The organism is Nocardioides sp. zg-1228 (genome assembly GCF_017086465.1).
In the GTDB taxonomy this organism is placed as follows: domain Bacteria; phylum Actinomycetota; class Actinomycetes; order Propionibacteriales; family Nocardioidaceae; genus Nocardioides.
In genome coordinates this window covers 552,845-575,125 of sequence record NZ_CP070961.1, presented here as the reverse complement: position 1 = coordinate 575,125, position 22,281 = coordinate 552,845, and the positions used below count along the sequence as shown (strand labels likewise).

Genomic DNA, 22,281 nt, shown 5'->3' with positions numbered 1-22,281 from the left:
GCCTCAGTCGCGCTCGGCGCCGGGACGTTCCTCGTCCTCGCGGGCCTTGCGGGCCTCGAAGGCCGCCGACGCCCGCGAGGCGCGCTCCTCGACCCGCCGGGCGAAGGCCTCGCGCTGGCGGTCGAGGATGAAGTAGGACGCGATGCCCGACATCAGGAAGGCCGCGATCACGGCCCAGAACAGGTTGTAGCGGCCATCGAGGAACAGGGCCATGACGCCGACGACGACGCCGAACGACGCCAGGAACAACAGGACCCGCATGGCGGTGTAGACGACGAACTCCTTCACGACACCAGACTAGGCGCCCCCCACTACATTGGAGGAATGCTGAAGGTCCTGCTCGTCGTCGCCGCCATCGCGATCGTCGTGTGGTTCCTGGTCAGGCTGACGCTGCGCCGCCTCGACGGCGGCACGTCACCGCGCCCGCGGGTGATCGGACCCGACGACGACCCCGACTTCCTCCGCGGACTCGACCGTCCGCGCGACCCCGACGACGACTGACGTCTCCGGCGCGGCGCCCTCGGCGTAGGAGTGCTGGCTGGTGCTGCTGAAGAAGTTGATGCCGATGAAGTTGAACCACAGCGTCGCGGCTCCCACCAGCGCCAGGATCGCCGCGTTGCGCCCGCGCCAGCCCGCCGTCGCGCGGGCGTGCAGGTAGGCGGCGTAGACCACCCAGGTGATGAAGGCCCACACCTCCTTCGGGTCCCAGTTCCAGTAGGCGCCCCACGCCTGGTGGGCCCAGATCGGCCCGGTGATGAGGACCGCGAAGGTCCACACGGGGAAGCCGAAGGCGTGCATCCGGTAGGACAGCCGGTCCAGCACCTTGGGCTCGGGCACCCGGGCGAGGTAGCCGGTGGTGGCCGACGAGCGGGCCTTGACCAGGTAGAGACCCGACAGCAGCGCGCCGATGGTGAACGCCCCGGTCGCGATCACCGCCGAGACCACGTGGATGACCAGCCACGGCGAGTTCAGGGCGTCGGGCAGGGGCAGCAGGGCGTCGTCGAGGCCGAGGAAGGCCGCCATGAGCGCGGCCACGACGAACGTCGTCACCAGCGGGCCGAGCCACTCGATGTCGAGACGCAGCGTGGCCAGCACGAAGATCAGCGCCACCACGAAGGTGCCGGAGATCGTGAACTCGTACATGTTGCCCCACGGCACCCGGTTGGGGTCCGCCGCGAGGCCACGGGCGACGAGGGCGACGAGGTGCACGAGGACCGCGAAGACGGTCAGCACCAGCCCGAGGCGGGCGGCCACCTCGGTGCGGCGTCCGCCGTCGGCGGCCCCGGTGCTCGGCCCGGTGCTCGGCCCGGTGCTCGGCCCGGCGCCGACTGACTCGGTGCCGCGTCCGGCTCCCACACCGACGCCTGCCGCCACCGGCTCGGCCCTGCCCACGGTGCGCAGGCCGGCCAGCTGGAAGAAGTAGGCCAGCATCGCGAGGAAGTAGAGCACCGCGGCGGCGATGACGCCCTGGTAGCTGAACACCTCCCACTGTGCGTCGGTCACGACTGCTCCTCATCCTTGGTGGTGGTGGTGCTGTTCGTCCGGGTGGTGCCGGTCGGGTGCTGCAGGTCGTCGACGATCGCGGCCAGCTCGGCGGCCCCGTCCTCGGGATCGCCCGCCGACGACCGGTCGAGCCGGGCCAGCTCCACCAGTGTGCTCCCGTCGTCCTGCCGGCGCGCGCGCACCCACAGGCGCCGCGGGCGCACGAAGAGGGAGCCCAGCAGTCCCAGCAGCGCGAGGACCACCCCGGCCAGGGCGACCAGCTTGCCCGGCGACCGGCTGATCTGGATCTTGTTCCAGCGCTGGAGCCCCTCGAACGTCACGGTGCCGAGCCCGTCGGGGAGCGTCACGGTCTCGCCGGGGCGCAGGTCGAGCCGGAACGGCTGGCCATCGGCCTTCATCACCTGCGTGGCGTCGGCCTTGTCGAGGACGTAGACGGACGAGGCGCTGCCGTCGACCAGGCCCAGGTCGCCGGTCCAGAGGCTCATCGAGAGCAACGGATCGAGGGCGTCGCCCCACACCGAGGCGGGCATGGTCAGGTTGCCGTCGGCGTCGCGTCCCATCGCGAAGGTCGGGTAGAAGGCGCCCTCGAGCCCGATCTGGCCCGGGCGCGCGAACGGCGCCTTGACCACGCCGAAGGACTCGAAGGTCTGCGCGTTGGTCGGCAGGAAGACCACGGGGCCGCTCTTGGCGACCTCACCCTCCCCGTCGCGGATCGTGATCACGGGCGCGTAGCCGTGGCCGATGAGGAAGACGTCGGTGCCGCCGATGGTCAGCGGGTGGTTGACCCGGAGGTCGTAGCGCTTGGTCTCGCCGCCCGGCTCGGTCTCGTAGTCGATCTCGGCGACGAACTCGCGGGCCATCCCGGCCCGCTCGCCCTCGGTGAGCCAGTCGACGTCGAAGTCGGTGATGCTGAAGGAGAACGGCTCCATGACGTCGGGGTCGAAGAGCGCGCCCGGCGCGAAGTCGTCGTACTGGGTGAGGTTGTTGGAGAACCCGTAGTCGTCGCCGTTGAGCAGGATGACGCCGCCCTTGTAGCCGAACAGGCTCCCGGCGGCCACGCCGACCAGCACGACGATGACGGCGAGGTGGAACAGCAGGTTGCCGGCCTCGCGGAGGTGCCCGCGCTCGGCGGCGACCGCGTCGGACCCGGCGACGTGGTCGACGCGGAAGCGACGCCTCCGCACCACGTCGGCGGCCCGGGCCAGCACGACGTCGGGGTCCTCGTCGGTGGTGTACGACGTGCTCTCCGGCAGGCGGGAGAGGTGGCGGGGCGCCTTGGGCGGCCGGGCGCGCAGGGCGCGGGCGTAGACGAACAGGCGCGGGATGATGCAGCCGATCAGCGAGATCATCAGCAGGATGTAGATCGCGGCGAACCACACCGACCCGTAGACGTTGAACAGGTCGAGCCGGTCCCAGATCGGGGCCAGCTGCGGGTGGTTGTCGCGCCACTGGCTGACGGCCAGCGAGTCGATGTTCTCCTGGGGGATCACCGACCCCGGGATCGCGGCGAGCGCGAGCAGCAGGAGCAGCACGAGAGCCGTGCGCATCGACGTCAGCTGGCGCCACGTCCACCGGCCGAGCTCGCGAGCGGTGAGGTCGGTGGGCAGCGCGGTGGCCTGCCGGTCGTCGGAGGGTCGCTGCTGGAGGTCGGTCACACCGGCACCGCGAATCCCTGGACGACCTGCAGCTGGAGCCACTGCACGATGCGGTCCCACCAGCCGGTCACGAGCAGGATGCCGACGGCGATCATCATCACCCCGCCGAGGCGTACGACCAGCACCTGGTGGCGCCGGATGACGGCGAACGCGCCGAGCATCCGGCGGTAGGCCAGCGCGGCGGCGATGAAGGGCAGGCCGAGGCCGAGCGCGAAGACGGCCGACAGCAGCGCGCCGCGGCCGGCGGTGGCCTCGTTGACCGACAGCACGTTGATCGCCGCCAGCGTCGGGCCGACGCAGGGCGTCCAGCCGACGCCGAACAGGAAGCCGAGCAGCGGTGCGGCGGCGAGCCCCACGGCGGGCACCTTGTGGATGCGCCAGTCGCGCTGGAGGAAGCCGAAGGCGCCCAGGAACGCGACGCCCAGCAGGATCGTGATGACGCCCAGCACCAGGTTGAGCTGGCGGGTGTGGGTGAACAGCCACGCGCCGGCGGCACCGGTGAGGCTGCCCAGCAGCACGAAGACGACCGAGAAGCCGAGCACGAAGAGCGTCGCGCCCAACACCATGCGGCTGCGGCGGGCCTGGTCGAGCTCGCCGCCGGAGATGCCGGTGGCGTAGGACAGGTAGCCCGGCAGCAGCGGGATGACGCACGGGCTGAAGAACGAGATCAGGCCGGCAGCGAGGGCGACGGGCAGGGCGAGCACCATCGACCCGGACAGCGCCGTCTCCTGGAACCAGTCACTCATCGAGCACCGCCTCGACGAGCGAGACCAGCGTCTGCGTGGTCGGCACCCGGCCGTTGACCGAGGCGGCGACGCGGCCCTCGCGGTCGAGGACGACCGTGCTCGGGATGGAGCGCGGCGTCAGCGTGCCCGCGAACGGCAGCAGGGCGGCACCGTCGGCGGAGTAGATCGAGGGGTAGGGCACCTCGAGGTCGCGGACGTAGGCGGCCGCGTCGTCGCGCGAGGCGTCGCGGATGTTGAGACCGAGGAACTCCACGTCGTCGCCGAGCGCCTCGGCCGCCTCGTTGAGGTCGGGCTGCTCGCGGATGCACGGCGGGCACCACGACGCCCACACGTTGACCACGACCGGCGCGCCTCGCAGGTCGGCGAGGTCGACCTCCTCGCCGTCGAGGTCGGTGCCGGTCAGCGAGACCGGCTCGCCGCGGTCGGCGGGGGCCACCTCGGTCGGGACGCCGGTGCCGGAGATGTAGCCCTTGTCGCCGGTGCCGGACAGGCTGGAGCAGCCCACCAGCGCGAGCAGGCAGGCCAGGCCCACGAGGAGCCTCAGGAGGGGGCGGACGAGCGTCAGGGCCGGTCCTCCCGGGGAGCGCCACCGGCGGAGAACGGCGCGGACCGGTCGGCCACCGGGATCAGGTCGCCGGCCGGCTCGGAGTAGCGGATCTGCACCATCCGGTCGTCGTCGAACACGACGCTGGTGAGCGAGCACAGCGTGCACTGGCGGGTCTTGGGGTGGTGGAGGTAGCTGCGCTTCTCCAGGAACAGCCGCGTCGTCCAGATCGGCAGCTGGTGGGAGACCACCACCGCCTCGTGGCCGACGGCCGCGTCGCGGGCGTCGTGCACCGCCGCCACCATCCGCCCGGCGATCTCGTCGTAGGGCTCGCCCCACGACGGCCGGAACGGGTTGTACATGTGGCGCAGCAGGTCGGGGCGCTTGACGAACGTCCTCGCGCCGGCGCTGAAGTCGACGCCCTGGAACTTGTTGCCGGACTCGATGACCCGTGGGTCGATCTGTGGGGTGATCCCGAGCCGGGTCGCGAGGGGCGCGAGGGTCTCCTGCGCCCGCTCCAGCGGCGACGTGCGCAGGTGCACGATGTCGCGGTCGCCGATGGTCGCGGCGACGCGCCGTGCCATCTGCTGGCCGAGCTCGGAGAGGTGGAAGCCGTCCATCCGGCCGTAGAGCACGCCGTCGGGGTTGTGCACCTCACCGTGGCGCAGCAGGTGGACGATCGTCTGGACACCCATGTCAGTGACCTCCCGCCGCTGCGGCCGCGGCGGCGGCGGCCGGCAGGGCCTCGATGACGGTGGAGACCGCCCGCTCGTCGTGGGCGGCGGAGACGAACCACGCCTCGTAGGCCGAGGGCGGCAGGTAGACGCCGCGGTCGAGCATCGCGTGGAAGAACGCGGCGTACGCCGCGGTGTCCTGCCCGCTCGCCTCGGCGAAGTCGCGGACCGGCGCCTCACGGAAGAACACCGAGAACATGGTGCCGGCCGTCTGGACCACGTGGGGGACGCCGGCCGCCTCGAGGTGCTCGGCCACGGCGGCGCGGATCGTCCGCGCGGTGGCGTCGAGCTGCTCGTAGACCTCGGGGGTCGCGAGCCGCAGCGTGGCGAGCCCCGCCGTGGTCGCGACCGGGTTGCCCGAGAGCGTGCCGGCCTGGTAGACGCGGCCCTCGGGCGCGAGGTGGGCCATCAGGTCGGCCCGGCCGCCGAAGGCCGCGGCCGGGAAGCCGCCGCCCATCACCTTGCCGAAGGTCATCAGGTCGGGCGTCCACCCCTCGATCGCCCCGTCGAGCCCCCAGCCGCCCTGCGCGGTGGCGCGGAAGCCGGTCATCACCTCGTCGCTGATGAACAGCGCGCCGTGCGCCCGGCAGGTCTCGGCGAGGAACGCGTTGAACCCCGGGGCCGGCGGGACGACGCCCATGTTGCCGGGCGAGGCCTCGGTGATCAGGCAGGCGATGCGCGGGCCGTGGACCTCGAAGGCCGCCCGGACCGCCTCGCGGTCGTTGTAGGGCAGGACCAGCGTCTCCGCAGCCGACGAGGCCGGCACCCCGCTGGTGCCGGGGACGGCGAGCGTCGCCACGCCGGAGCCGGCCTCGGCCAGCAGCGGGTCGACGTGGCCGTGGTAGCAGCCGGCGAACTTCACGACGAGGTCGCGCCCGGTCGCCCCGCGGGCCAGGCGGATGGCCGACATGGTCGCCTCGGTGCCGGAGGAGACGAGGCGTACCCGCTCGACCGGGGTGCGGGCCACGATCTCCTCGGCCAGCTCGACCTCGGGCTCGGTGGGGGTGCCGTAGGACGTACCGCGAGCCACGGCGGCCGCCACGGCCGCCTGCACCTCGGGGTGGGCGTGACCGAGCAGCATCGGGCCCCACGAGCAGATCAGGTCGACGTAGGCGTTGCCGTCGGCGTCGGTGAGCCAGGCCCCGGACGCGGAGGTGATGAAGCGTGGCGTCCCACCGACCGCGGTGAACGCGCGGACCGGCGAGTTCACGCCGCCGGGCGTCACGGCACGGGCACGCTCGAACCAGGCCTCACTGGCCGCTGTGCTCGAGGTGGTGGTCGCGGATGTGGTCGCGGGGGTCACCGGGTCATTGTCACGCAGGTGTGCAAGGGATACCCAGTCGGCGCCCGCCCCCGGTGGCCGGGTGTGGGTTGGCGCACAGCCCGCGCACGCGTAACTTGGTGGGAACGACGACCGAGGGGGTGCGCATGGCGGGTCCGGCCAGGCTGCGCCGCGCGATCGCCATCGTCCCGCTGGCGGTGCTCTCCGCGGCGTGGACGGCGAGCCTCACCGGTGCGGGCGTCGGCACCGCGACCGCCGACCCCGACGGCGCCCGCACGCTCCCCGACGGCACCGCGCTGCCCGAGGCCGCCATCGAGGCGCCCGCCAGCGTGGGCGACGCCGTGAGCCGCACCGCCACCCTCTCCCCCGACACCGCGGACGACATCCCGCAGGCGGCGCTGTCGGCCTACCAGCGCGCCGAGGCCGTGATCAACAAGGCCGACCCGGGGTGCCACCTGCCGTGGGAGCTCGTCGCCGCCATCGGGCGCGTCGAGTCCGACCACGGCCGCTTCGGGGGCAGCGCCCTCGACGAGGACGGCGTGGCCCGCCCGGGCATCGTCGGCGTCGCGCTCGACGGCACCGGCGACACCCAGCGCATCGTCGACACCGACGCCGGGCAGTACGACGGTGACACCCGCTTCGACCGCGCGGTGGGGCCCATGCAGTTCATCCCCTCGACCTGGTCGGTCGTCGGCGTGGACGGCGACGCCGACGGCATCCGCGACCCCCAGGACGTCGACGACGCCGCGCTCGCCACGGCCGTCTACCTCTGCTCCGGCGACGACGACCTGTCGGGCGAGCAGGGCCAGCGTGCCTCGGTCTACCGCTACAACCACTCCAACGACTACGTCGACCTGGTGCTGGAGGTCATGCGGGCCTACCTCGACGGCGACTTCAGTGCCGTCCCGAGCCTCAGCCTGCCCCCCGGCACCGTCTCCGCCTCCCCGAGCACCACCTCGACCGGCGGCCCCGGCCGGGGCGGCGGCCAGGGCGGCGGGAGGGACGACGGCGCGGGCGGCGGCCAGGGCGTCGACGACGGTGGCGGCGGGGGCGGCGACTCGTCGCCCACCAAGGACCCGACGCCCACCCAGACGCCGACGCAGAATCCGACGCAGACGCCCACCCAGACCCCCACCCAGACGCCGACCCAGAATCCGACGCAGACGCCCACGCAGTCGCCGACGAAGGACCCCACGGCGACCCCGACCCAGACCCCGACCCAGACCCCGACCTCGGTGCCCACCACGGTCCCGACGCTCGTCCCGACGCAGCCGATCGGTCAGACGCTCACCTGGGCGCAGGCGCACGCCCAGTGCCTGGTGTCCGACCCGCTCCGCCTCGACGCCTGCATCGCGGCCCTGCTCAACCCCTGACCCGCGAGCGGTCGACGGACCAGGTCAGCGGCGCAGCAGGCGGGCGGCCTCGGAGGCCCAGTAGGTGAGGATGACGTCGGCGCCCGCGCGACGGATCGAGGTGAGCGTCTCCAGGATCGCCGCCTCCCGGTCGATCCAGCCGTTGGCCGCGGCGGCCTCGAGCATGGCGTACTCGCCGGAGACGTTGTAGGCGGCGACGGGCACGTCGACCGCGTCGCGCACCCGGCGCACGACGTCGAGATAGGGCAGGGCCGGCTTCACCATGACGATGTCGGCACCCTCGGCGACGTCGAGGAGCACCTCCCGGACGCCCTCGAGCGCGTTGGCCGGATCCTGCTGGTAGGTGCGTCGGTCACCGACCAGCGAGGAGTCCACGGCCTCGCGGAACGGGCCGAAGAAGGCGGAGGCGTACTTGGCGGAGTAGGCCAGCACCGAGACGTCGCTGTGCGCGGCGACGTCGAGCGCGCGGCGCACGACCGCGACCTGGCCGTCCATCATCCCGCTCGGGCCGACCATGTCGACGCCGGCCGCGGCCTGGGCGAGGGCCATCTGCGCGTAGGCGGCCAGGGTCTGGTCGTTGTCGACCTCGCCGTCCGGCGTGAGCAGGCCGCAGTGGCCGTGGTCGGTGAACTCGTCGAGGCAGAGGTCGGACATGACGGTGAGCTGGTCGCCCACCTCGGCCACGACGTCGGTGATGGCGAGGTTGAGCACCCCGCCGGGGTCGATCGCCCCGGAGCCCGTCGCGTCCTTGTGCTCGGGGATGCCGAAGAGCATCACGCCACCGAGGCCGAGCTCGGCCGCCTCGGTGACCGCCTGCTTGAGGGAGTCGCGCGAGTGCTGCACGACGCCGGGCATCGACGAGATCGGGTGCGGCTCGGCCAGTCCCTCGCGCACGAAGACCGGCAGGACCAGCGAGCTGGGCACGACGTGGGTCTCGGCGACCATCCGGCGCAGCGCGGGCGTGCGTCGCAGCCGCCGGGGGCGGATGGTCGGTCCTTGGACGTGGTGGTCGTCGGTCACGGGTCCATCCTTCCCCAGCGGCGGCTGCGGGTGTCGGTCGACTACTTGGCGCGGGCCTTGCGGCGCCCGGACGCGGTGCGCTCGCTCGGGCGGGTCACCGGCTCGCCGGCCTCCACCATCGCCAGGCGCCGGGCGGCACCGAAGTCGGCCAGCGCGTCGACGAGCACCTCGACGTCGGGCGTGGGAGCGAGCACGTCGACCCGGAGGCCGTGCTCCTCCGCGGTCTTGGCGGTCTGCGGGCCGATGACCGCGATGACCGTCGAGGGGTGCGGCTTGCCGGCGATGCCGACGAGGTTGCGCACCGTGGAGGACGAGGTGAACACGACCGCGTCGAACTTGCCGGTCTTGATCGCGTCGCGGACGGGCGCTGGCGGCGGCGTGGCGCGCACCGTGCGGTAGGCCGTGACGTCGTCGCACTCCCAGCCGAGGTCGACCAGGCCGGCCACGAGGGTCTCGGTGGCGATGTCGGCGCGGGGCAGGAAGACCCGGTTGATCGGGTCGAGCACCTCGTCGTAGGGCGGCCACTCCTCGAGCAGGCCGGCGGCGGACTGCTCACCGGACGGCACCAGGTCGGCGCGCAGGCCCCAGTCGGCGATCGCCTGGGCGGTCTTGTCGCCCACCGCGGCGATCTTCAGCCCGGAGAACGCGCGGGCGTCGAGGCCGTACTCCTCGAACTTCTCGCGCACGGCCTTGACGGCGTTGACCGAGGTGAAGGCGATCCACTCGTAGCGTCCCTCGACGAGGCCGCGCACGGCCTTGTCCATCTGGAGCGGGTTGCGCGGCGGCTCGACCGAGATGGTCGGCACCTCCTCGGGCACGGCGCCGTACTCGCGCAGGCGGCGCGAGAGCGAGCCCGCCTGCTCCTTGGTGCGGGGCACCAGGGCGCGCCAGCCGAAGAGCGGCTTGGTCTCGAACCACGACAGCGTCTGGCGCAGGTCGACGACGTCGCCGATGACCGTGATCGCCGGCGGCGCGACGCGGGCGGCCCGCACGTCGGCGGCCACGTTGGCGAGGGTGGAGATAAGGGTGCGCTGCTCGGTCGTGGTGCCGACCTGGGTCATCGCCACGGGCGTCTCGGGCGAGCGGCCGGCCTCGACGAGGGCGGCCGCGGTCTCGCCGATGCTGCCGACGCCGGAGAGCAGCACGAGGGTGCGGTCGTCGGCGTAGACGCTCCAGTCGACCTTCTCGCCGCAGGTGACGACGGCCATCTCCCGGTGGCGCTTGGTGGTCAGCGGGATGCCGGCGTAGGCCGGGACCGCGCTCACCGACGAGACGCCGGGGACGACCTCGAAGCCGACGCCCGCCTTCACGCAGGCCTGCGCCTCCTCGGGACCGGAGGCGTAGAGGAACGGGTCGCCGGTCATCAGGCGGACCACGCGCTGCTTCTTGCCGTGGCGCACCACGACCTTGGCGCGGGCGGCGTGGGTGAGCGGCTGGCCGTCCTCGCCGAAGCCGCCGTCGACGATCTCGGGGCCTGCCTCGAAGCCGTCCGGGCCCTCGACGAGGCCGAGGACCGAACGGACCAGGGCGACGTGCTCGGGGGCCTCGGTGACGATCACCTCGGCACTCTGGAGGAGCTCCACGGCGCGCACCGTGAGCAGGCCGGGGTCACCCGGTCCGCTGCCGACGAACGACACCCAACCCTGGGCCGGGGTGGGCGCGGTGCTGGCCTGGGGGGTCTGTACTCGCGTCATGCGTGCTGATTCCTCACTGGTGGTGCTTCCATCAGGTCTGCTGCTCCCTCGTCGAGCATCTCGCTCGCGAGGCGTGTACCGAGTCGTGCGGGCTCGTCGACCGGGCCGGTGGCGCTCCTGCGCACGGAGAGGCCGCCGTCCTCGGAGAGGGCCACGGCGCGCAGCCAGAGCTCCTCGCCGGCCTCTCCCTCGACGACGTCGGCCAGGGCACCCAGCGGAGCCGAGCAGCCGGCCTCGAGGGTGGACAGGACCGCGCGCTCGGCCGTGACCGCGGCGCGGGTGGCGGGGTCGTCGAGTCGTGCCAGCGCCTCGACCAGCTCGGCGTCGTCGGAGCGGCACTCGACGGCCAGGGCTCCCTGACCGGGTGCCGGCAGCATCTGGAGCGGGTCGAGCACCTCGGTGGCCTCGTCGAGGCGGCCGAGACGGGACAGGCCGGCCCGGGCGAGCACGATCGCATCGACCTCGCCGCTGCGGACCTTGCGGATGCGGGTGTCGACGTTGCCGCGGATGCCGACCAGCTCCAGGCCCAGGCCGAGGGCCGCGAGCTGGCTGACGCGGCGCGGCGACCCGGTGCCGAGGCGGCTGCCGGCCGGCAGCTCGCCCAGGGTGAGGCCGTCACGGGCGACGACGACGTCGCGGGGGTCCTCCCGGGGCGGGATCGCGGCCAGGGCGATGCCGTCGGCGGGGGTGGTGGGCAGGTCCTTGAGCGAGTGCACCGCGAAGTCGACACGTCCGTCGAGGAGGGCGTCGCGCAGGGCGCTGACGAACACACCCGTGCCGCCCATCTGGGCGAGCGGGGCCGCGCTGCGGTCACCCTCGGTGGAGACCTCGACGAGCTCGACCTCGCGGCCGAGCCGTCGGCGGACGAGGTCGGCGACGAGCCCCGACTGGGTGGTGGCGAGGGCCGAGGCGCGGGTGCCGAGGCGCAGCGGCCGGGTCTGCTGGCTGCTCATGCGGGGTCCTCGCGGCGTCGTTCGGGGGAGCGCAGCGGGGGAGAAGAACGTCGTGAGGTGCTCACTGCTGTCCCTCCGCTCGTGAGATGGCGTCGACGGCCTCGGGGTCGAGGCGGAACAGCTCGGCGAGCGCGGCGGTGTAGGACACGGCCGGCTCGGCGTCGGCGAGCTCCTTGACCCGGACGGTGGGCTCGTGGAGGAGCTTGTCGGCGACCCGGCGCACGGTGTGCAGGACCTCTGCGCGGGTGGCGTCGTCGAGGTCGGGCAGTCGGGTGGACAGCCGGTCCATCTCGGCGTCGACGACCGAGGTGGCCATCGAGCGGAGGGCGACCACGGTGGGGGTCACGCTCGCCTGGCGTCGTACGGCGAGGAACGCGCTGATCTCCTGCCCGACGATGGTGCGCACGTCGTCGACGCCGGCGGTGGCCTCGAGGCCGCGCAGCTCGTCGGCGAGCCCGGCCAGGTTGATCAGCTCGACCCCGGGCAGGTCGCCGAGCGACGGGTCGACGTCGTGGGGCAGGGCCAGGTCGATGACGGTGAGCGGCCGGTCGCTCGAGCCGCGCGCGGTGACCACGTCGCCGAGGCGGACCAGCGGCTCCGGGGCGCCGGTGCACGAGATGACGAGGTCGGCGGTGGCCAGCTCCTCGCCGAGGGCCGTCAGCGGCACCGACGCGGCGCCGTACTCGTCGGCGAGCCGGTCGGCGCGACCGGCCGTGCGGTTGAGCACCGCGATGCTGGCGGCGCCGCTGCGCGAGAGGTGGGCGACCGCGAGGGAGGCCATCGCGCCGGCGCCGATCACGAGCGTGCGGGCTCCGGCGACCGACACCGAGCTGCGCTCGAGGGCGGCGGTGACCAGAGAGGGGGCGGCACGGTCGATGTCGGTCTCGGCGTGGGCACGCTTGCCCACGCGCAGCGCCTGCTGGAAGAGCGTGTTGAGCGCCGGGCCGACGGTGCCGTTCTCCTGCCCGACGCGCAGCGCCTCACGGGTCTGGCCGAGGATCTGGCCCTCGCCGACGACCATCGAGTCGAGGCCCGCGGCGACCTGGAACAGGTGGGAGACCGCACCCTCGTCGTAGTGGACGTAGAGGTGGGGCAGCAGCGCCTCGGCGGGCTGCTCGGCCCGTGCGACCAGGAGGCCCGACAGGTCCTCCACGCTGCCGTGGAAGCGGTCGACCTCGGCGTAGACCTCGAGGCGGTTGCAGGTCACGATGGCCGTCGCCTCCGAGACGTGCTCGCCGGCCATCGCGTCGTCGATCAGCTTGACCGTGCCGTCGCCGTCGAGGGCGAGCCGCTCGAGGAGCCCGACCGGGGCGGACTTGTGGGAGATCCCCACCACGAGCACACTCACGACACGACCTCCGATCCGGGCGTGACCGACTTGCGCTGCTCGTGGTAGGCGAGGATCTGGAGCTCGATGGAGAGGTCCACCTTCCGCACGTCGACGCCGTCGGGCACCGTCAGGACGGCCGGGGCGAAGTTGAGGATGCTGGTGATGCCGGCGGCGACCATCCGGTCGGCGACCGCCTGGGCGGCGACGGCGGGGGTCGCGATGACACCGATCGAGACGGCGTTCTCGGACACGATCGACTCGAGGTCCTCGAAGGAGCGGACCTCGAGGCCGGCGACGACCTCGTCGTGTCGCGCCGTGTCGGCGTCGAGGAGGGCGACGACCCGGAAGCCGCGGCTGCGGAAGCCGGAGTAGTTGGCCAGGGCGTGGCCGAGGTTGCCGATGCCGACGATGACGACGGGCCAGTCCTGGGTCAGGCCGATCTCGCGGGCGATCTGGTAGCGGAGGTACTCCACGTCGTAGCCCACGCCGCGGGTGCCGTAGCTGCCGAGGTGGGACAGGTCCTTGCGGAGCTTGGCGCTGTTGACGCCCGCGGTCGCCGCGAGCTCCTCGCTGGAGCAGGTGGTGGTGCCGCCCTCGGCAAGGCCGGTCAGGGCTCGCAGATACACGGGAAGCCTGGCGACGGTCGCCTCGGGAATGTCCCGGGAGGAGTCGGGGGTCCGTGCGGTCACAGCTGCTTCTTTCCAGTCCCAGCGAACCTCGCGTGGACCCCGCCACTGTAGGAGTTTGTGAACGGGAGAACAAAACGGCAGGAGTGCGGGCTACCACATGTGAGAAGAGCCACCTCACGCGGGGGTCTCCCGACTTGCGCGCGGGTGCCGGAGGCACTACACGGACGCGCCTCCGGCACGGCTCGTGGCGCGAGTCAGGACGCGGCGCGCTCCAGCGCCGCGACGGCGAGCGACGTGTCGGGCAGGGCGCGCAGCTCCCCGGCGACGGCGCGGCACCGCTCCCGCACCGCTCGGTCGGCGAGGAGCTCGCGCGCGGCCGACGCGACCTCCGCGGGCCCGACGGTGGAGGCGTCGAGCACGGCGGCGAGGCCCAGCTCGGCGGCGCGCCCGGCGTTGTGCGGCTGGTCGGCCCCCAGGGACAGGAGCAGCGACGGCACCCCGTGGGCGAGCGTCGCCATCAGGCTCCCCGCCCCCCGTGCGAGACGACCAGGTCGACGTGCGGCAGGAGCTCGTGCTGCGCGACGAAGCGCTCCACCGCACGTGCGGCGGCTGGGGACCGAGGTCGGCCGGGTCGGTCCGTCGCCCGACCGTGGCCACGACGTCCACGCCGAGGGTGGCGAGCCCGGCCAGGATGCGCTCGAAGAGATCACCCGACGCGGCGTTGAAGATCGTGCCGAGGGTGACGTAGATGCGCGGCCGGTCCGTGCGCCGGTCGTCGGACGGCGCGTCGGTCGAGCGGTAGTGGGTCGGCTCGAGCCGGAGCGGCGACTGCGGGCTCCGGAACGACGGCGGCGCGTCGCTCAGCACCAGTCCCGAGGTCAGCCTGGCGAGCCCGGGGTCCGGCGCCAGCCCGTGCTCGGCGCGTACGGCGTCGAGCCGGGGCGCGACGAGCTCCGGACGGAGCAGCAGGCCGGCGGCGAGCACGAGGTGGGTGGCGACCGGCACGTCGAGCAGCTCGGCGGCGACGGTCGTGCCCAGGTCGGTCTCGTCGCGCAGCACGAGGTCGGGGCCGCACGCGCGGATCACGTCGGGGACGGCGAGCGCCATCCGGCGCGCTGCCCGGTCGGCGAAGTTGTCGGCGAACTCGCGCTCGGTCGCGCGGGCGTCCATCACCGCCAGCGGGGTGCGCCCCTGGCTCGCGGACACCTGGTCGTGGTGTGGCTGGGGGCTCTCGCGAACGCGGTGAAACCGGACTCCTCGATCTGGGGGACCAGCCCTCCGGACCCCGCGACGGCCACCTCGTGCCCGGCGTCGCGCGCCACGCGTGCCAGCGGGAGCAGCGGAGCCAGGTGGCCGAGGGCCCCCGACCAACGTGACGAGCAGGCGCATGGCGCCGAGCCTAGGCGCCCCACGGCCCCGCCTGCCCGAGCGTCGGGCGCGGCGCTGTCACCCTCCGACGACGTCGCGCAGGATCCGGTCCGACGCGAGCTGGGCCTCGCGGTCGTACGTCGAGGTGCTGGCCAGCAGCTCGTCCGCGCCGCTGCGCTCGGCCAGCTCCTCGATGCGCCGGCGGACTGTGTGAGGGCTGCCGGCCACGGCGCACGCGAGCGACGCCTCGACGCGACGGCGTACCTGGCTGGTCCACTCGGCGGCGCGGATGTCGGCGACGCTGTCGAGCGGCGGGAACTCGCCCGCCTGGCGCGACATCGCCATCGCCCACGCCTCCGGCAGGGCGAGGTCAAGCGCGGTCGCGTCGTCGTCCGCCAGCAGCACGTCGAGCGCGACCGTCACCCGAGGTCGGCTGTCCTCGTGCGGGCGGAACGAGCGGCGGTAGGCCGCCAGCGCGTCGGCGAGCTCGTCGGAGTCGAGGATCGGGCCGCCCACGACGACCGGCAGGCCGAGGCGGGCCGCCACCTCGAGTCCCCGACCGGTGGCGAGCAGGTGCATCGGCACCCGCCGGCCGGTGGCCGGACGCGCGGTCACCTCGGCGGTGCCGTCGAGGTGACGACGCAGCTCGACGAGGTCGGTCTCGAAGGTGTCGGGGTCCTCGACGTCGCGGCGCAGGGCGCGGCGCACCGGCGGCGTGAAGCCCAGCGAGCGGCCGAGCCCGAGGTCGACGCGGCCGGGATGCAGAGCGTCGAGGACGAGGAACTGCTCGGCCACCACGACGGGCTGGTGCAGCGGCAGCATCACCCCGCCCGACCCGATCCGGATCCGGGTGGTGCGCGCCCCGATCGCCGCCAGCAGGACGGCCGGCGACCCCGACGCGATCCCGGGCACGCCGTGGTGCTCGGCCACCCAGAACCGGTCGTAGCCGAGCCGCTCGGCCGCCACCGCCCGCTCGACCGTGGCGTCGATCGCGGCGGAGTCGGGCAGCCCGCGGCGGGTCCGGGAGCGGTCGAGGAGGGAGAGCCTCACCCCTCCCCCAACACGCGGCGCCCCGATCCGCTTCCCCCGGCCGGAACGGCGCCCTCGCGGAGATCGTGGCAGTTCCACGCCACCTGGTGGCTCGGATGCTCCACGGTCCTGTCGGAGTCCCCGCTCGAGCGGGGACTCCGACAGATCAGGCGACCCAGCGGGCGCGACAGATCGGGTCAGGCCCCGAGGGCGGCGCGGAGGCGCGTCTCGTCGACCCGCCAGAAGTCGTGCTGCCGGCCGTCGACGAAGGTCACCGGGATGTCCTCGCTGAAGCGGTCCTCGAGGTCGCCGTCGGTGGTGATGTCGACCTCCTCGAAGGACTCGCCGACGTCGGCGCAGACGCGGGCGATCACCTCGCGGGCGTCGTCGCACAGGTGGCAGCCGGGACGGGTGTAGAGGGTGACGCGGGGGGCCGTCACGCGAGCAGCCCCCGCGTACGACGTCGCTCGAGGGTGCGCAGCCGGCCCTTCTGCACCGCGCCGGTCAGCGTGACGGGCAGCGCCTCGACGACCTCGACGCGGGAGGGCTGCTTGAAGCGCGCGAGCCGCTCCTCGGCGTGGGAGCGGACGGCGTGCTCGAGGTCGGCGGGCGCTTCGGCGTCGGCGGACGCGACCACGTAGGCCACGACGGCCTCACCGGTCGTCTCGTCGGGCACGCCGATGACCGCGGCGTCGGCGACGCCGTCGACCTCACGCAGGACGTCCTCGACCTCGGTCGGGTAGACGTTGAACCCGCTGACGATGACGAGGTCGTTGATGCGGTCGACGAGGAAGAGGTCACCGTCGGCGTCGAGGAAGCCGACGTCGCCCGTGCCGAACCACCCCTCCTCGTCGGGGCCGTCGGCGCCGTCGGGCCAGTAGCCGCTGAAGAGGTTGGCGCCGCGCACCTGGATCTCGCCGGGGTCCTCGCCCTCGACCTGCCCCCAGGTCTCGTCGACCAGCCGCAGCTCGATGCCCGGCAGCGCCGCACCGAGCGACCCGGGACGCGGGTCGCGGCTGCACAACGTGCTGGTCACCACCGGCGCGGCCTCGGTGAGCCCGTAGCCCTGGTGCACCGGGATCCCGGTGACGGAGGTGAACTCCTCGACCACCGCCGCCTCGAGCGGCGCCGAGCCGGAGAGCACGAGCCGGACCGGGCCGAGCCGCTCGCGCAGGTGCTCGTCGGGCAGCCAGCGCGCGAAGACGGGCGGGGCGACGGGCACCACGCTGCAGGCCTCGTCGTCGATGAGGTCGAGCACGGCCTGCGGCTCGAACCGCTCGACCAGCAGCAGCCGCGCCCGGTGGCGCAGCACCCCGCCGAGCACCGCGTTGAGCCCGTAGACGTGGAAGAGCGGGAGCACGCCGAGCACCACGTCGTCGCCGTGCATCATGGGCGGCTCGACGGCCGCGACCTGCTCGATGTTGGCCAGCAGCGCCCGGTGGCTGAGCATCGCGGCCCGCGGGAGGTCCGAGGTGCCGCCCGTGTAGAGCAGGGCGGCGAGCTTCTCGGGGTCCGGCAGCGGCGGGACGGGGCGTACGACGTCGGCGCGGAGGTCATCGAAGGCCACCTCGCCGTCGCCGGGCGCGGCGCCCGTGACCACGACCAGCGGCCTGGCGAGCTCGGGGTCGAGCCCGGCCAGCGCCTCGCGTACCACGTCGAGCGCGGTCTCGTCGGTCACCAGCAGCCGGGTGCCGGAGTCGGCGACCATCCGGGCGAGCTCGCCGGCCGTCGACCGCGGGTTGACCGGTACGGCGACGACCTGCGCCCGCAGCACGCCGAGGTAGGTCGTGACGAACTCGATGCGGTTGCCGACCGCGATCATCACCCGCTGGCCGGCGCGGATGCCCCTGGCTCCCAGGCCGGTCGCGATGCGGCCGACCTCGTCCTCGAGCCGTGACCACGTGAGGGAGCGTCCGCCGCTCTCCACGAGGGCCTGCCGGTCGGGGACGTCGGCGGCTGCCTCGGCCACCAACGCGGAGATGTCGTCGCGCGGCATGCACCGATCCTTCCACAGCTAGGCTGGCCGGGTGACCCCGTCCGAGCGATCCCGGCGCCTCAACCTGCAGCAGCGCTCGGCCCTCGCGGGCGAGGCCGCGGCGGCCTCGGCCGACGTCGAGAACGCGCTCCTCACCCCGCTCGACCCCACCGCGGCGGCGTTCTTCGACGTGGACAACACGGTGATGCAGGGCGCGAGCATCTTCCACCTCGCCCGCGGCCTCTACCGCCGCCAGTTCTTCACCACCCGCGAGATCGCCTCGGCCGCGTGGAAGCAGGCCTACTTCCGCGTCGCCGGCATCGAGGACCCCGAGCACGTCGCGGAGGCGCGTGCCTCGGCGCTGTCCTTCATCGCCGGCCACACCACCGCCGAGCTCGAGGAGCTCACCGAGGAGATCTTCGAGGAGGGCATGGCGCACCGCATCTGGCCGGGCACGCGCGCCCTGGCCCAGCTCCACCTCGACGAGGGCCAGCGGGTGTGGCTGGTGACCGCGGCGCCGATCGAGATCGCCAGCGTCATCGCCCGGCGGCTCGGGCTCACCGGCGCGATGGGCACGGTCGCCGAGCACGTCGACGGCGTCTACACCGGCCGGCTCGTCGGCGACCTGCTGCACGGCCCCGCCAAGGCCGAGGCGATCCGGGCGCTGGCCGTGCGCGAGGGCCTCGACCTCGCCCGCTGCTCGGCCTACTCCGACTCCAGCAACGACCTCCCGATGCTGTCGCTGGTCGGCGACCCGTGCGCCATCAACCCCGACGCCCGCCTGCGCACCCACGCCAGGGCCCACGGCTGGCGCGTCCACGACTACCGCACCGGCCGCAAGGCCGCCCGCGCCGGACTCCTGGGCGCAGCGGCCGCGGGTGCCGTCACGGGCGCCGTAGCCGCCGGTGTCGGCCTGCGCGGACGCCGCGCGTCGTGACCCGGTAACCGGCAGTTGCCCGCGGGTTCCCAACACCCCCGCAGCGACCTATCGTGGGACTCGCTGCGACCGGGAGGGGACACCGCATGCGGTCGACGAACGACCTACCGCATGCCTTCGACGAAGGCATGGCCGCGCTCCGGCGCGCGGTCCTCGCCGCCCTCGCCGCGTCCCCGGCCCTCCAACCCGCCGGTCGCCCCACGGGTCGCGTCCTGCTCTCCGAGACGGCCGCGCGGGGTGCCTCGGTCGGCGGCCCCTCCGGCGACTCGCTGGGCGGCTCCTCCGGCGGACCCGGACGCGTGGGCGACGAGGACCGGGCCGCGTCCTCGGAGGGCGACGAGGCCGACCGCGAGCGCCTGATCGCGCTGGTGGAGCTCGCGCGCTCGGGCGACAAGGAGGCGTTCGGCCTCCTCTACGACCACTACCAGGCCTCGGTCTACCGGTTCCTCCACCACCGCACCCGCTCCCAGACGCTCGCCGAGGACCTCGCCTCGGAGACCTTCCTGCGCGCGCTGCGCAGCATCACCAGCTTCCGCTGGCAGGGCAAGGACTTCGGCGCCTGGCTGATGACGATCGCGCGCAACCTCACCACCGACCACTTCAAGGCCGGGCGCACCCGCCTCGAGATGACCACCGAGGACATGACCCCGCACGACGACGCCACCGAGGGTCCCGAGGGCGCGGTGCTGGCGAGCCTCACCAACGAGGTGCTCCTCGAGGCGCTCGCCGAGCTGCCCACCGACCAGCGCGAGTGCCTCGTCCTGCGGTTCCTGCAGGGCTTCACGGTCGCCGAGACCGCACTGGCCCTGGGCCGCTCCGACGGCGCGGTCAAGCAGCTGCAGCTGCGCGGCGTGCGCAACCTGGCCAAGCTGATGCCAGAGGGGATGCGGGACCCATGACCCGCCGCGTAACCCCGGCCCCTCCTGGCTCGTTCCCCCCTCTGGGAGGACCGGCCAGCAGTGAGACAGGACGACCGTGATGACGCCCGCCTTCCCGACTCGTCGGCGCGCCGACGAGTTCGAGGCGCTCCTGTCGCGTGACGCCGGCCGCGAGCTCACCGAGCGTGAGGCCCGGCAGTACGCCCCGCTGCTCGACGTCGTCGCCGACCTGCGCGACGTGCCACCGGTGGAGCCGAGGCCCGAGTTCGTCGCGGCGCTGCGCGAGCGCCTGATGGCCGAGGCCGACACCGTCCTCGCCGGGCCGCCCGCGGCACCCGAGCGACTGGCGATGCCCGCCCCGTCGCGCACGCGCCGCCGCACCGTGGGTGCCCTGCTCGGCGGGGCCGCCCTCGTCGGCTCCGCGGCCACGATGGCCGTCGCTGCCCAGTCCGCCCTGCCGGGCGAGTCGCTCTACGGCGTCAAGCGCGGGATCGAGTCGGCCCAGGTGCGTCTCGCCGACGACGACGCCGGCCGTGGCCGGGCCCTCCTCGCCCAGGCCAGGACCCGGCTCGCCGAGGTCGAGGAGCTCGCCGCCGGCGACGCGGCCGGTCGCGACCGGCTCGTCCCCGACACCCTCGACGCGTTCACCGACCAGTCGAGCGAGGGCGTGCGCAGCCTGCTGTCGGCCTACGAGGACACCGGCAGCGACCGCGACGCGCAGCTCGCCCGCGACTTCACCGTCACGAGCATGGAGCGGCTCGAGCGGCTCGACGGAGAGCTGCCCGCCAGCGCCCGCGACGCCCTGCTGGCCGCCGGACGCACCCTCGCCGACCTCGACCTGGAGGTCAGCACCACCTGCCGCGGCTGCGCGGGCGGCATCACCACCACGCCGGAGTTCCTCCTCACCAGCACCCTCGACGACCTGGTCGCCGGCCTCGACGTCGACGACCTGAGCCTCGAGGGCGCCCCGATCTCCGGACAGGACCTCACCGGGATCCGGGTGCCCGAGGCGCTCGACCCGCAGCAGGGCGTGCCGACGCCCGGTCCCTCGACCTCGGTCAGGCCGACGCCGACCCCCTCGCTGCCCGTCCCGACCGGCACCGTCCCGACCGGCACCGACCCCACCACGCCGGAGCCGACCAAGCCGGAGCCGACCAGGCCGGTCAAGGACCCCACCGACGGCATCCCCGACCCGCTCACCGACACGACCGACAGCCTCACCGACACCACCGGCGCCCTCACCGGCCAGCTCGACGACGCCACGGGCGGCGCCCTGGGCGGGCTCACCTCCGGCGTCGACGACGCCACCGGCGGGCTCATCGGCGAGGTCACCGGCACCCTCGACGGGCTCACCGGCGGCACGCTCGGCAACGCGACCGGCGGGCTGTTGCCCTAGCCGGGCTCCTGGCCGAAGACGCCGCCGCGCTCGCGGAGCAGGCTGAACAGCGTGTGCTGGATGGTCTCGCGCACCTGGTCGGTGACGTTGAAGACCAGCATCGGGTCATCGGCCTCGCCCGGCTCGTAGGCGTCGGTGCGGATCGGCTCACCGAACTCCAGGATCCACTTGGAGGGCAGCGGCACCAGGCCGAGCGGGCCCAGCCACGGGAAGAACGGCGTGATCGGGATGTAGGGCAGCCCGAGGAGCCGCGCCAGCGACGGCACGTTGCCGACCATGGGGTAGATCTCCTCGGCGCCGACCACCGACAGCGGGATGATCGGCACGCCGGTGCGCAGCGCCGCCGAGACGAACCCGCCGCGCCCGAAGCGCTGGAGCCGGTAGCGCTCGCTGAACGGCTTGCCGATGCCCTTGAAGCCCTCCGGCCAGACCCCGACGAGCTCGCCGCCGGACAGCATCCGCTCCGCGTCCTCGGTGCAGGCGAGGGTGGCGCCGCCCTTGCGTGCCAGCGAGCTGACGAACGGCAGCCGGAAGAGCAGGTCGGCCCCGAGCGGGCGCAGGAACCGGCCGGTGCGGTCGTGCACGGTCAGCATCGTCATCAGCCCGTCGAGGGGCACCGTGCCGGAGTGGTTGGAGACCACGAGCGCACCGCCCTCGGTGGGCAGGTTGTCGAGCCCGCGCACCTCGAGCCGGAACCACTTCTCCGCCACCGGGCGCAGCGCGGCCATGAAGAACCGCTCGGTCAGCTCGCTGTCGAAGCCGTAGTCGTCGACCTCGTAGTCGCCCTCGAGGCGCCGGCGGCAGAACGCCATCAGCTCGGCGAGGCGTCGCTCCCAGTCGGCGCCGAAGACCTCGTGGGCCGCGCCCTGGAACGCCGCCACCCAGTCGCCGAGCGGGATCCCGGTGGTCGGGGCCTCGGCGGGCTCGTCGGCCCCGGTCGCCGCACCGCGTGGCTCGTCACCCGGGGCGCTGGCGGCGGCGCCCGCCGCGTGCTCCGGGCCGGGCGTCGCCTTGCCCGCCGCCTTGCCCGCCGCCTTGCCCGCCGCCTTGCCCGCCGCCTTGCCCGTCGGCTTGCCGGCCGTCCCGCTCCCGCCGGACCTGCGCGGGGACGGGGCCAGGTCGCGCGCGGCCGAGGACGGCCGGGCGCGGCCGGTGCCGCGGCCGGGTCGGCCGCCGGTGCCGATCGGGATGACGACGGCGTCGTCGCCGGCGGGGCGCCGGGCTTCCTCGGGCAC

The 22,281-nt window shown here is 73.9% G+C and carries 23 protein-coding genes; 6 read left to right on the top strand and 17 right to left on the bottom strand.

The window, feature by feature from the left end:
- Positions 1-3: 3 nt before the first annotated feature.
- Positions 4-288, bottom strand: coding sequence for a DUF4229 domain-containing protein (locus JX575_RS02755; protein WP_186340152.1), 285 nt, complete (start codon positions 286-288; stop codon positions 4-6).
- Positions 289-324: 36 nt separating this feature from the next.
- On the opposite strand from JX575_RS02755, the gene JX575_RS02750 reads away from it, so the two are divergent.
- On the top strand, positions 325-501 hold the full coding sequence (locus tag JX575_RS02750; protein WP_186340151.1) for a hypothetical protein: 177 nt from the start codon (positions 325-327) through the stop codon (positions 499-501).
- On the opposite strand, the gene ccsB is transcribed toward JX575_RS02750, so the two are convergent.
- From ccsB to hemL, 6 genes are read right to left on the bottom strand one after another with little or no spacing between them, the layout of a single operon-like run.
- Positions 415-1,503 carry a c-type cytochrome biogenesis protein CcsB gene (gene ccsB, locus JX575_RS02745; protein WP_186340150.1) on the bottom strand — a complete coding sequence of 363 codons (1,089 nt, stop codon included), beginning with the start codon at positions 1,501-1,503 and terminating at the stop codon, positions 415-417. The genes JX575_RS02750 and ccsB overlap by 87 nt on opposite strands.
- Positions 1,500-3,158 carry a cytochrome c biogenesis protein ResB gene (locus tag JX575_RS02740; protein WP_241005309.1) on the bottom strand — a complete coding sequence of 553 codons (1,659 nt, stop codon included), beginning with the start codon at positions 3,156-3,158 and terminating at the stop codon, positions 1,500-1,502. Before JX575_RS02740 ends, ccsB begins: the two co-directional genes overlap by 4 nt.
- Positions 3,155-3,904: a cytochrome c biogenesis protein CcdA gene (locus JX575_RS02735; RefSeq protein ID WP_186340149.1), complete on the bottom strand. Its 750-nt coding sequence runs from the start codon at positions 3,902-3,904 to the stop codon at positions 3,155-3,157. Before JX575_RS02735 ends, JX575_RS02740 begins: the two co-directional genes overlap by 4 nt.
- Positions 3,897-4,436 carry a TlpA disulfide reductase family protein gene (locus JX575_RS02730; RefSeq protein ID WP_241005308.1) on the bottom strand — a complete coding sequence of 180 codons (540 nt, stop codon included), beginning with the start codon at positions 4,434-4,436 and terminating at the stop codon, positions 3,897-3,899. Before JX575_RS02730 ends, JX575_RS02735 begins: the two co-directional genes overlap by 8 nt.
- A 29-nt stretch (positions 4,437-4,465) precedes the next feature.
- The gene (locus JX575_RS02725) at positions 4,466-5,143 is read right to left on the bottom strand and encodes a histidine phosphatase family protein (RefSeq protein WP_186340148.1); all 678 of its coding nucleotides are present in this window, start codon (positions 5,141-5,143) and stop codon (positions 4,466-4,468) included.
- 1 nt (position 5,144) lies between these two features.
- Entirely contained in the window at positions 5,145-6,485 is a 1,341-nt protein-coding gene (gene hemL, locus JX575_RS02720; protein WP_186340147.1) for a glutamate-1-semialdehyde 2,1-aminomutase, read from the bottom strand.
- Between the two features lie 125 nt (positions 6,486-6,610).
- On the opposite strand from hemL, the gene JX575_RS19775 reads away from it, so the two are divergent.
- A complete protein-coding gene (locus JX575_RS19775) occupies positions 6,611-7,837 on the top strand; it encodes a lytic murein transglycosylase (protein WP_206054493.1) in 1,227 nt (408 codons plus the stop codon).
- Between the two features lie 24 nt (positions 7,838-7,861).
- Here the strand turns inward: JX575_RS19775 and hemB are convergent, their stop codons facing one another.
- The 6 genes from hemB to JX575_RS02685 form a co-directional block, all read right to left on the bottom strand.
- Complete coding sequence (hemB, locus tag JX575_RS02710; RefSeq protein WP_186340146.1) at positions 7,862-8,857, bottom strand: porphobilinogen synthase; 996 nt, start codon at positions 8,855-8,857, stop codon at positions 7,862-7,864.
- Positions 8,858-8,898: 41 nt separating this feature from the next.
- The gene (locus JX575_RS02705) at positions 8,899-10,551 is read right to left on the bottom strand and encodes a uroporphyrinogen-III synthase (RefSeq protein ID WP_186340145.1); all 1,653 of its coding nucleotides are present in this window, start codon (positions 10,549-10,551) and stop codon (positions 8,899-8,901) included.
- Positions 10,548-11,504 carry a hydroxymethylbilane synthase gene (hemC, locus tag JX575_RS02700; RefSeq protein WP_186340144.1) on the bottom strand — a complete coding sequence of 319 codons (957 nt, stop codon included), beginning with the start codon at positions 11,502-11,504 and terminating at the stop codon, positions 10,548-10,550. Before hemC ends, JX575_RS02705 begins: the two co-directional genes overlap by 4 nt.
- 61 nt (positions 11,505-11,565) lie before the next feature.
- The gene (locus tag JX575_RS02695; protein WP_186340143.1) at positions 11,566-12,852 is read right to left on the bottom strand and encodes a glutamyl-tRNA reductase; all 1,287 of its coding nucleotides are present in this window, start codon (positions 12,850-12,852) and stop codon (positions 11,566-11,568) included.
- Positions 12,849-13,523, bottom strand: a complete 675-nt coding sequence (locus JX575_RS02690; protein ID WP_186340142.1) for a redox-sensing transcriptional repressor Rex — start codon at positions 13,521-13,523, stop codon at positions 12,849-12,851. The genes JX575_RS02695 and JX575_RS02690 overlap by 4 nt, the downstream gene beginning before the upstream one ends.
- Positions 13,524-13,717: 194 nt before the next feature.
- Positions 13,718-13,981 (bottom strand): nucleotide disphospho-sugar-binding domain-containing protein, encoded by a 264-nt coding sequence (locus JX575_RS02685; RefSeq protein ID WP_186340141.1) that lies wholly within the window; start codon positions 13,979-13,981, stop codon positions 13,718-13,720.
- Positions 13,982-13,998: 17 nt separating this feature from the next.
- Between JX575_RS02685 and JX575_RS02680 the strand changes: the two genes are divergently transcribed.
- Positions 13,999-14,211: a hypothetical protein gene (locus JX575_RS02680; RefSeq protein ID WP_186340140.1), complete on the top strand. Its 213-nt coding sequence runs from the start codon at positions 13,999-14,001 to the stop codon at positions 14,209-14,211.
- Between the two features lie 698 nt (positions 14,212-14,909).
- Here the strand turns inward: JX575_RS02680 and JX575_RS02675 are convergent.
- The 3 genes from JX575_RS02675 to JX575_RS02665 all read right to left on the bottom strand — a co-directional run bounded on the left by JX575_RS02675 (position 14,910) and on the right by JX575_RS02665 (position 17,856).
- Positions 14,910-15,881: an MsnO8 family LLM class oxidoreductase gene (locus tag JX575_RS02675; RefSeq protein ID WP_186340139.1), complete on the bottom strand. Its 972-nt coding sequence runs from the start codon at positions 15,879-15,881 to the stop codon at positions 14,910-14,912.
- A 176-nt stretch (positions 15,882-16,057) separates the two neighbouring features.
- On the bottom strand, positions 16,058-16,300 hold the full coding sequence (locus JX575_RS02670) for a glutaredoxin family protein (RefSeq protein ID WP_186340138.1): 243 nt from the start codon (positions 16,298-16,300) through the stop codon (positions 16,058-16,060).
- Positions 16,297-17,856: an AMP-binding protein gene (locus JX575_RS02665; protein WP_186340137.1), complete on the bottom strand. Its 1,560-nt coding sequence runs from the start codon at positions 17,854-17,856 to the stop codon at positions 16,297-16,299. Before JX575_RS02665 ends, JX575_RS02670 begins: the two co-directional genes overlap by 4 nt.
- A 31-nt stretch (positions 17,857-17,887) precedes the next feature.
- On the opposite strand from JX575_RS02665, the gene JX575_RS02660 reads away from it, so the two are divergent.
- From JX575_RS02660 to JX575_RS02650, 3 genes are all read left to right on the top strand, one after another.
- On the top strand, positions 17,888-18,772 hold the full coding sequence (locus tag JX575_RS02660) for an HAD-IB family hydrolase (RefSeq protein ID WP_186340136.1): 885 nt from the start codon (positions 17,888-17,890) through the stop codon (positions 18,770-18,772).
- A gap of 128 nt (positions 18,773-18,900) precedes the next feature.
- Complete coding sequence (locus tag JX575_RS02655; protein WP_186340135.1) at positions 18,901-19,671, top strand: sigma-70 family RNA polymerase sigma factor; 771 nt, start codon at positions 18,901-18,903, stop codon at positions 19,669-19,671.
- A gap of 79 nt (positions 19,672-19,750) precedes the next feature.
- Positions 19,751-21,046 (top strand): DUF5667 domain-containing protein, encoded by a 1,296-nt coding sequence (locus tag JX575_RS02650; protein WP_186340134.1) that lies wholly within the window; start codon positions 19,751-19,753, stop codon positions 21,044-21,046.
- On the opposite strand, the gene JX575_RS02645 is transcribed toward JX575_RS02650, so the two are convergent.
- The gene (locus tag JX575_RS02645; protein WP_206054492.1) at positions 21,043-22,281 is read right to left on the bottom strand and encodes a lysophospholipid acyltransferase family protein; all 1,239 of its coding nucleotides are present in this window, start codon (positions 22,279-22,281) and stop codon (positions 21,043-21,045) included. The two genes, JX575_RS02650 and JX575_RS02645, sit on opposite strands and share 4 nt — an antisense overlap.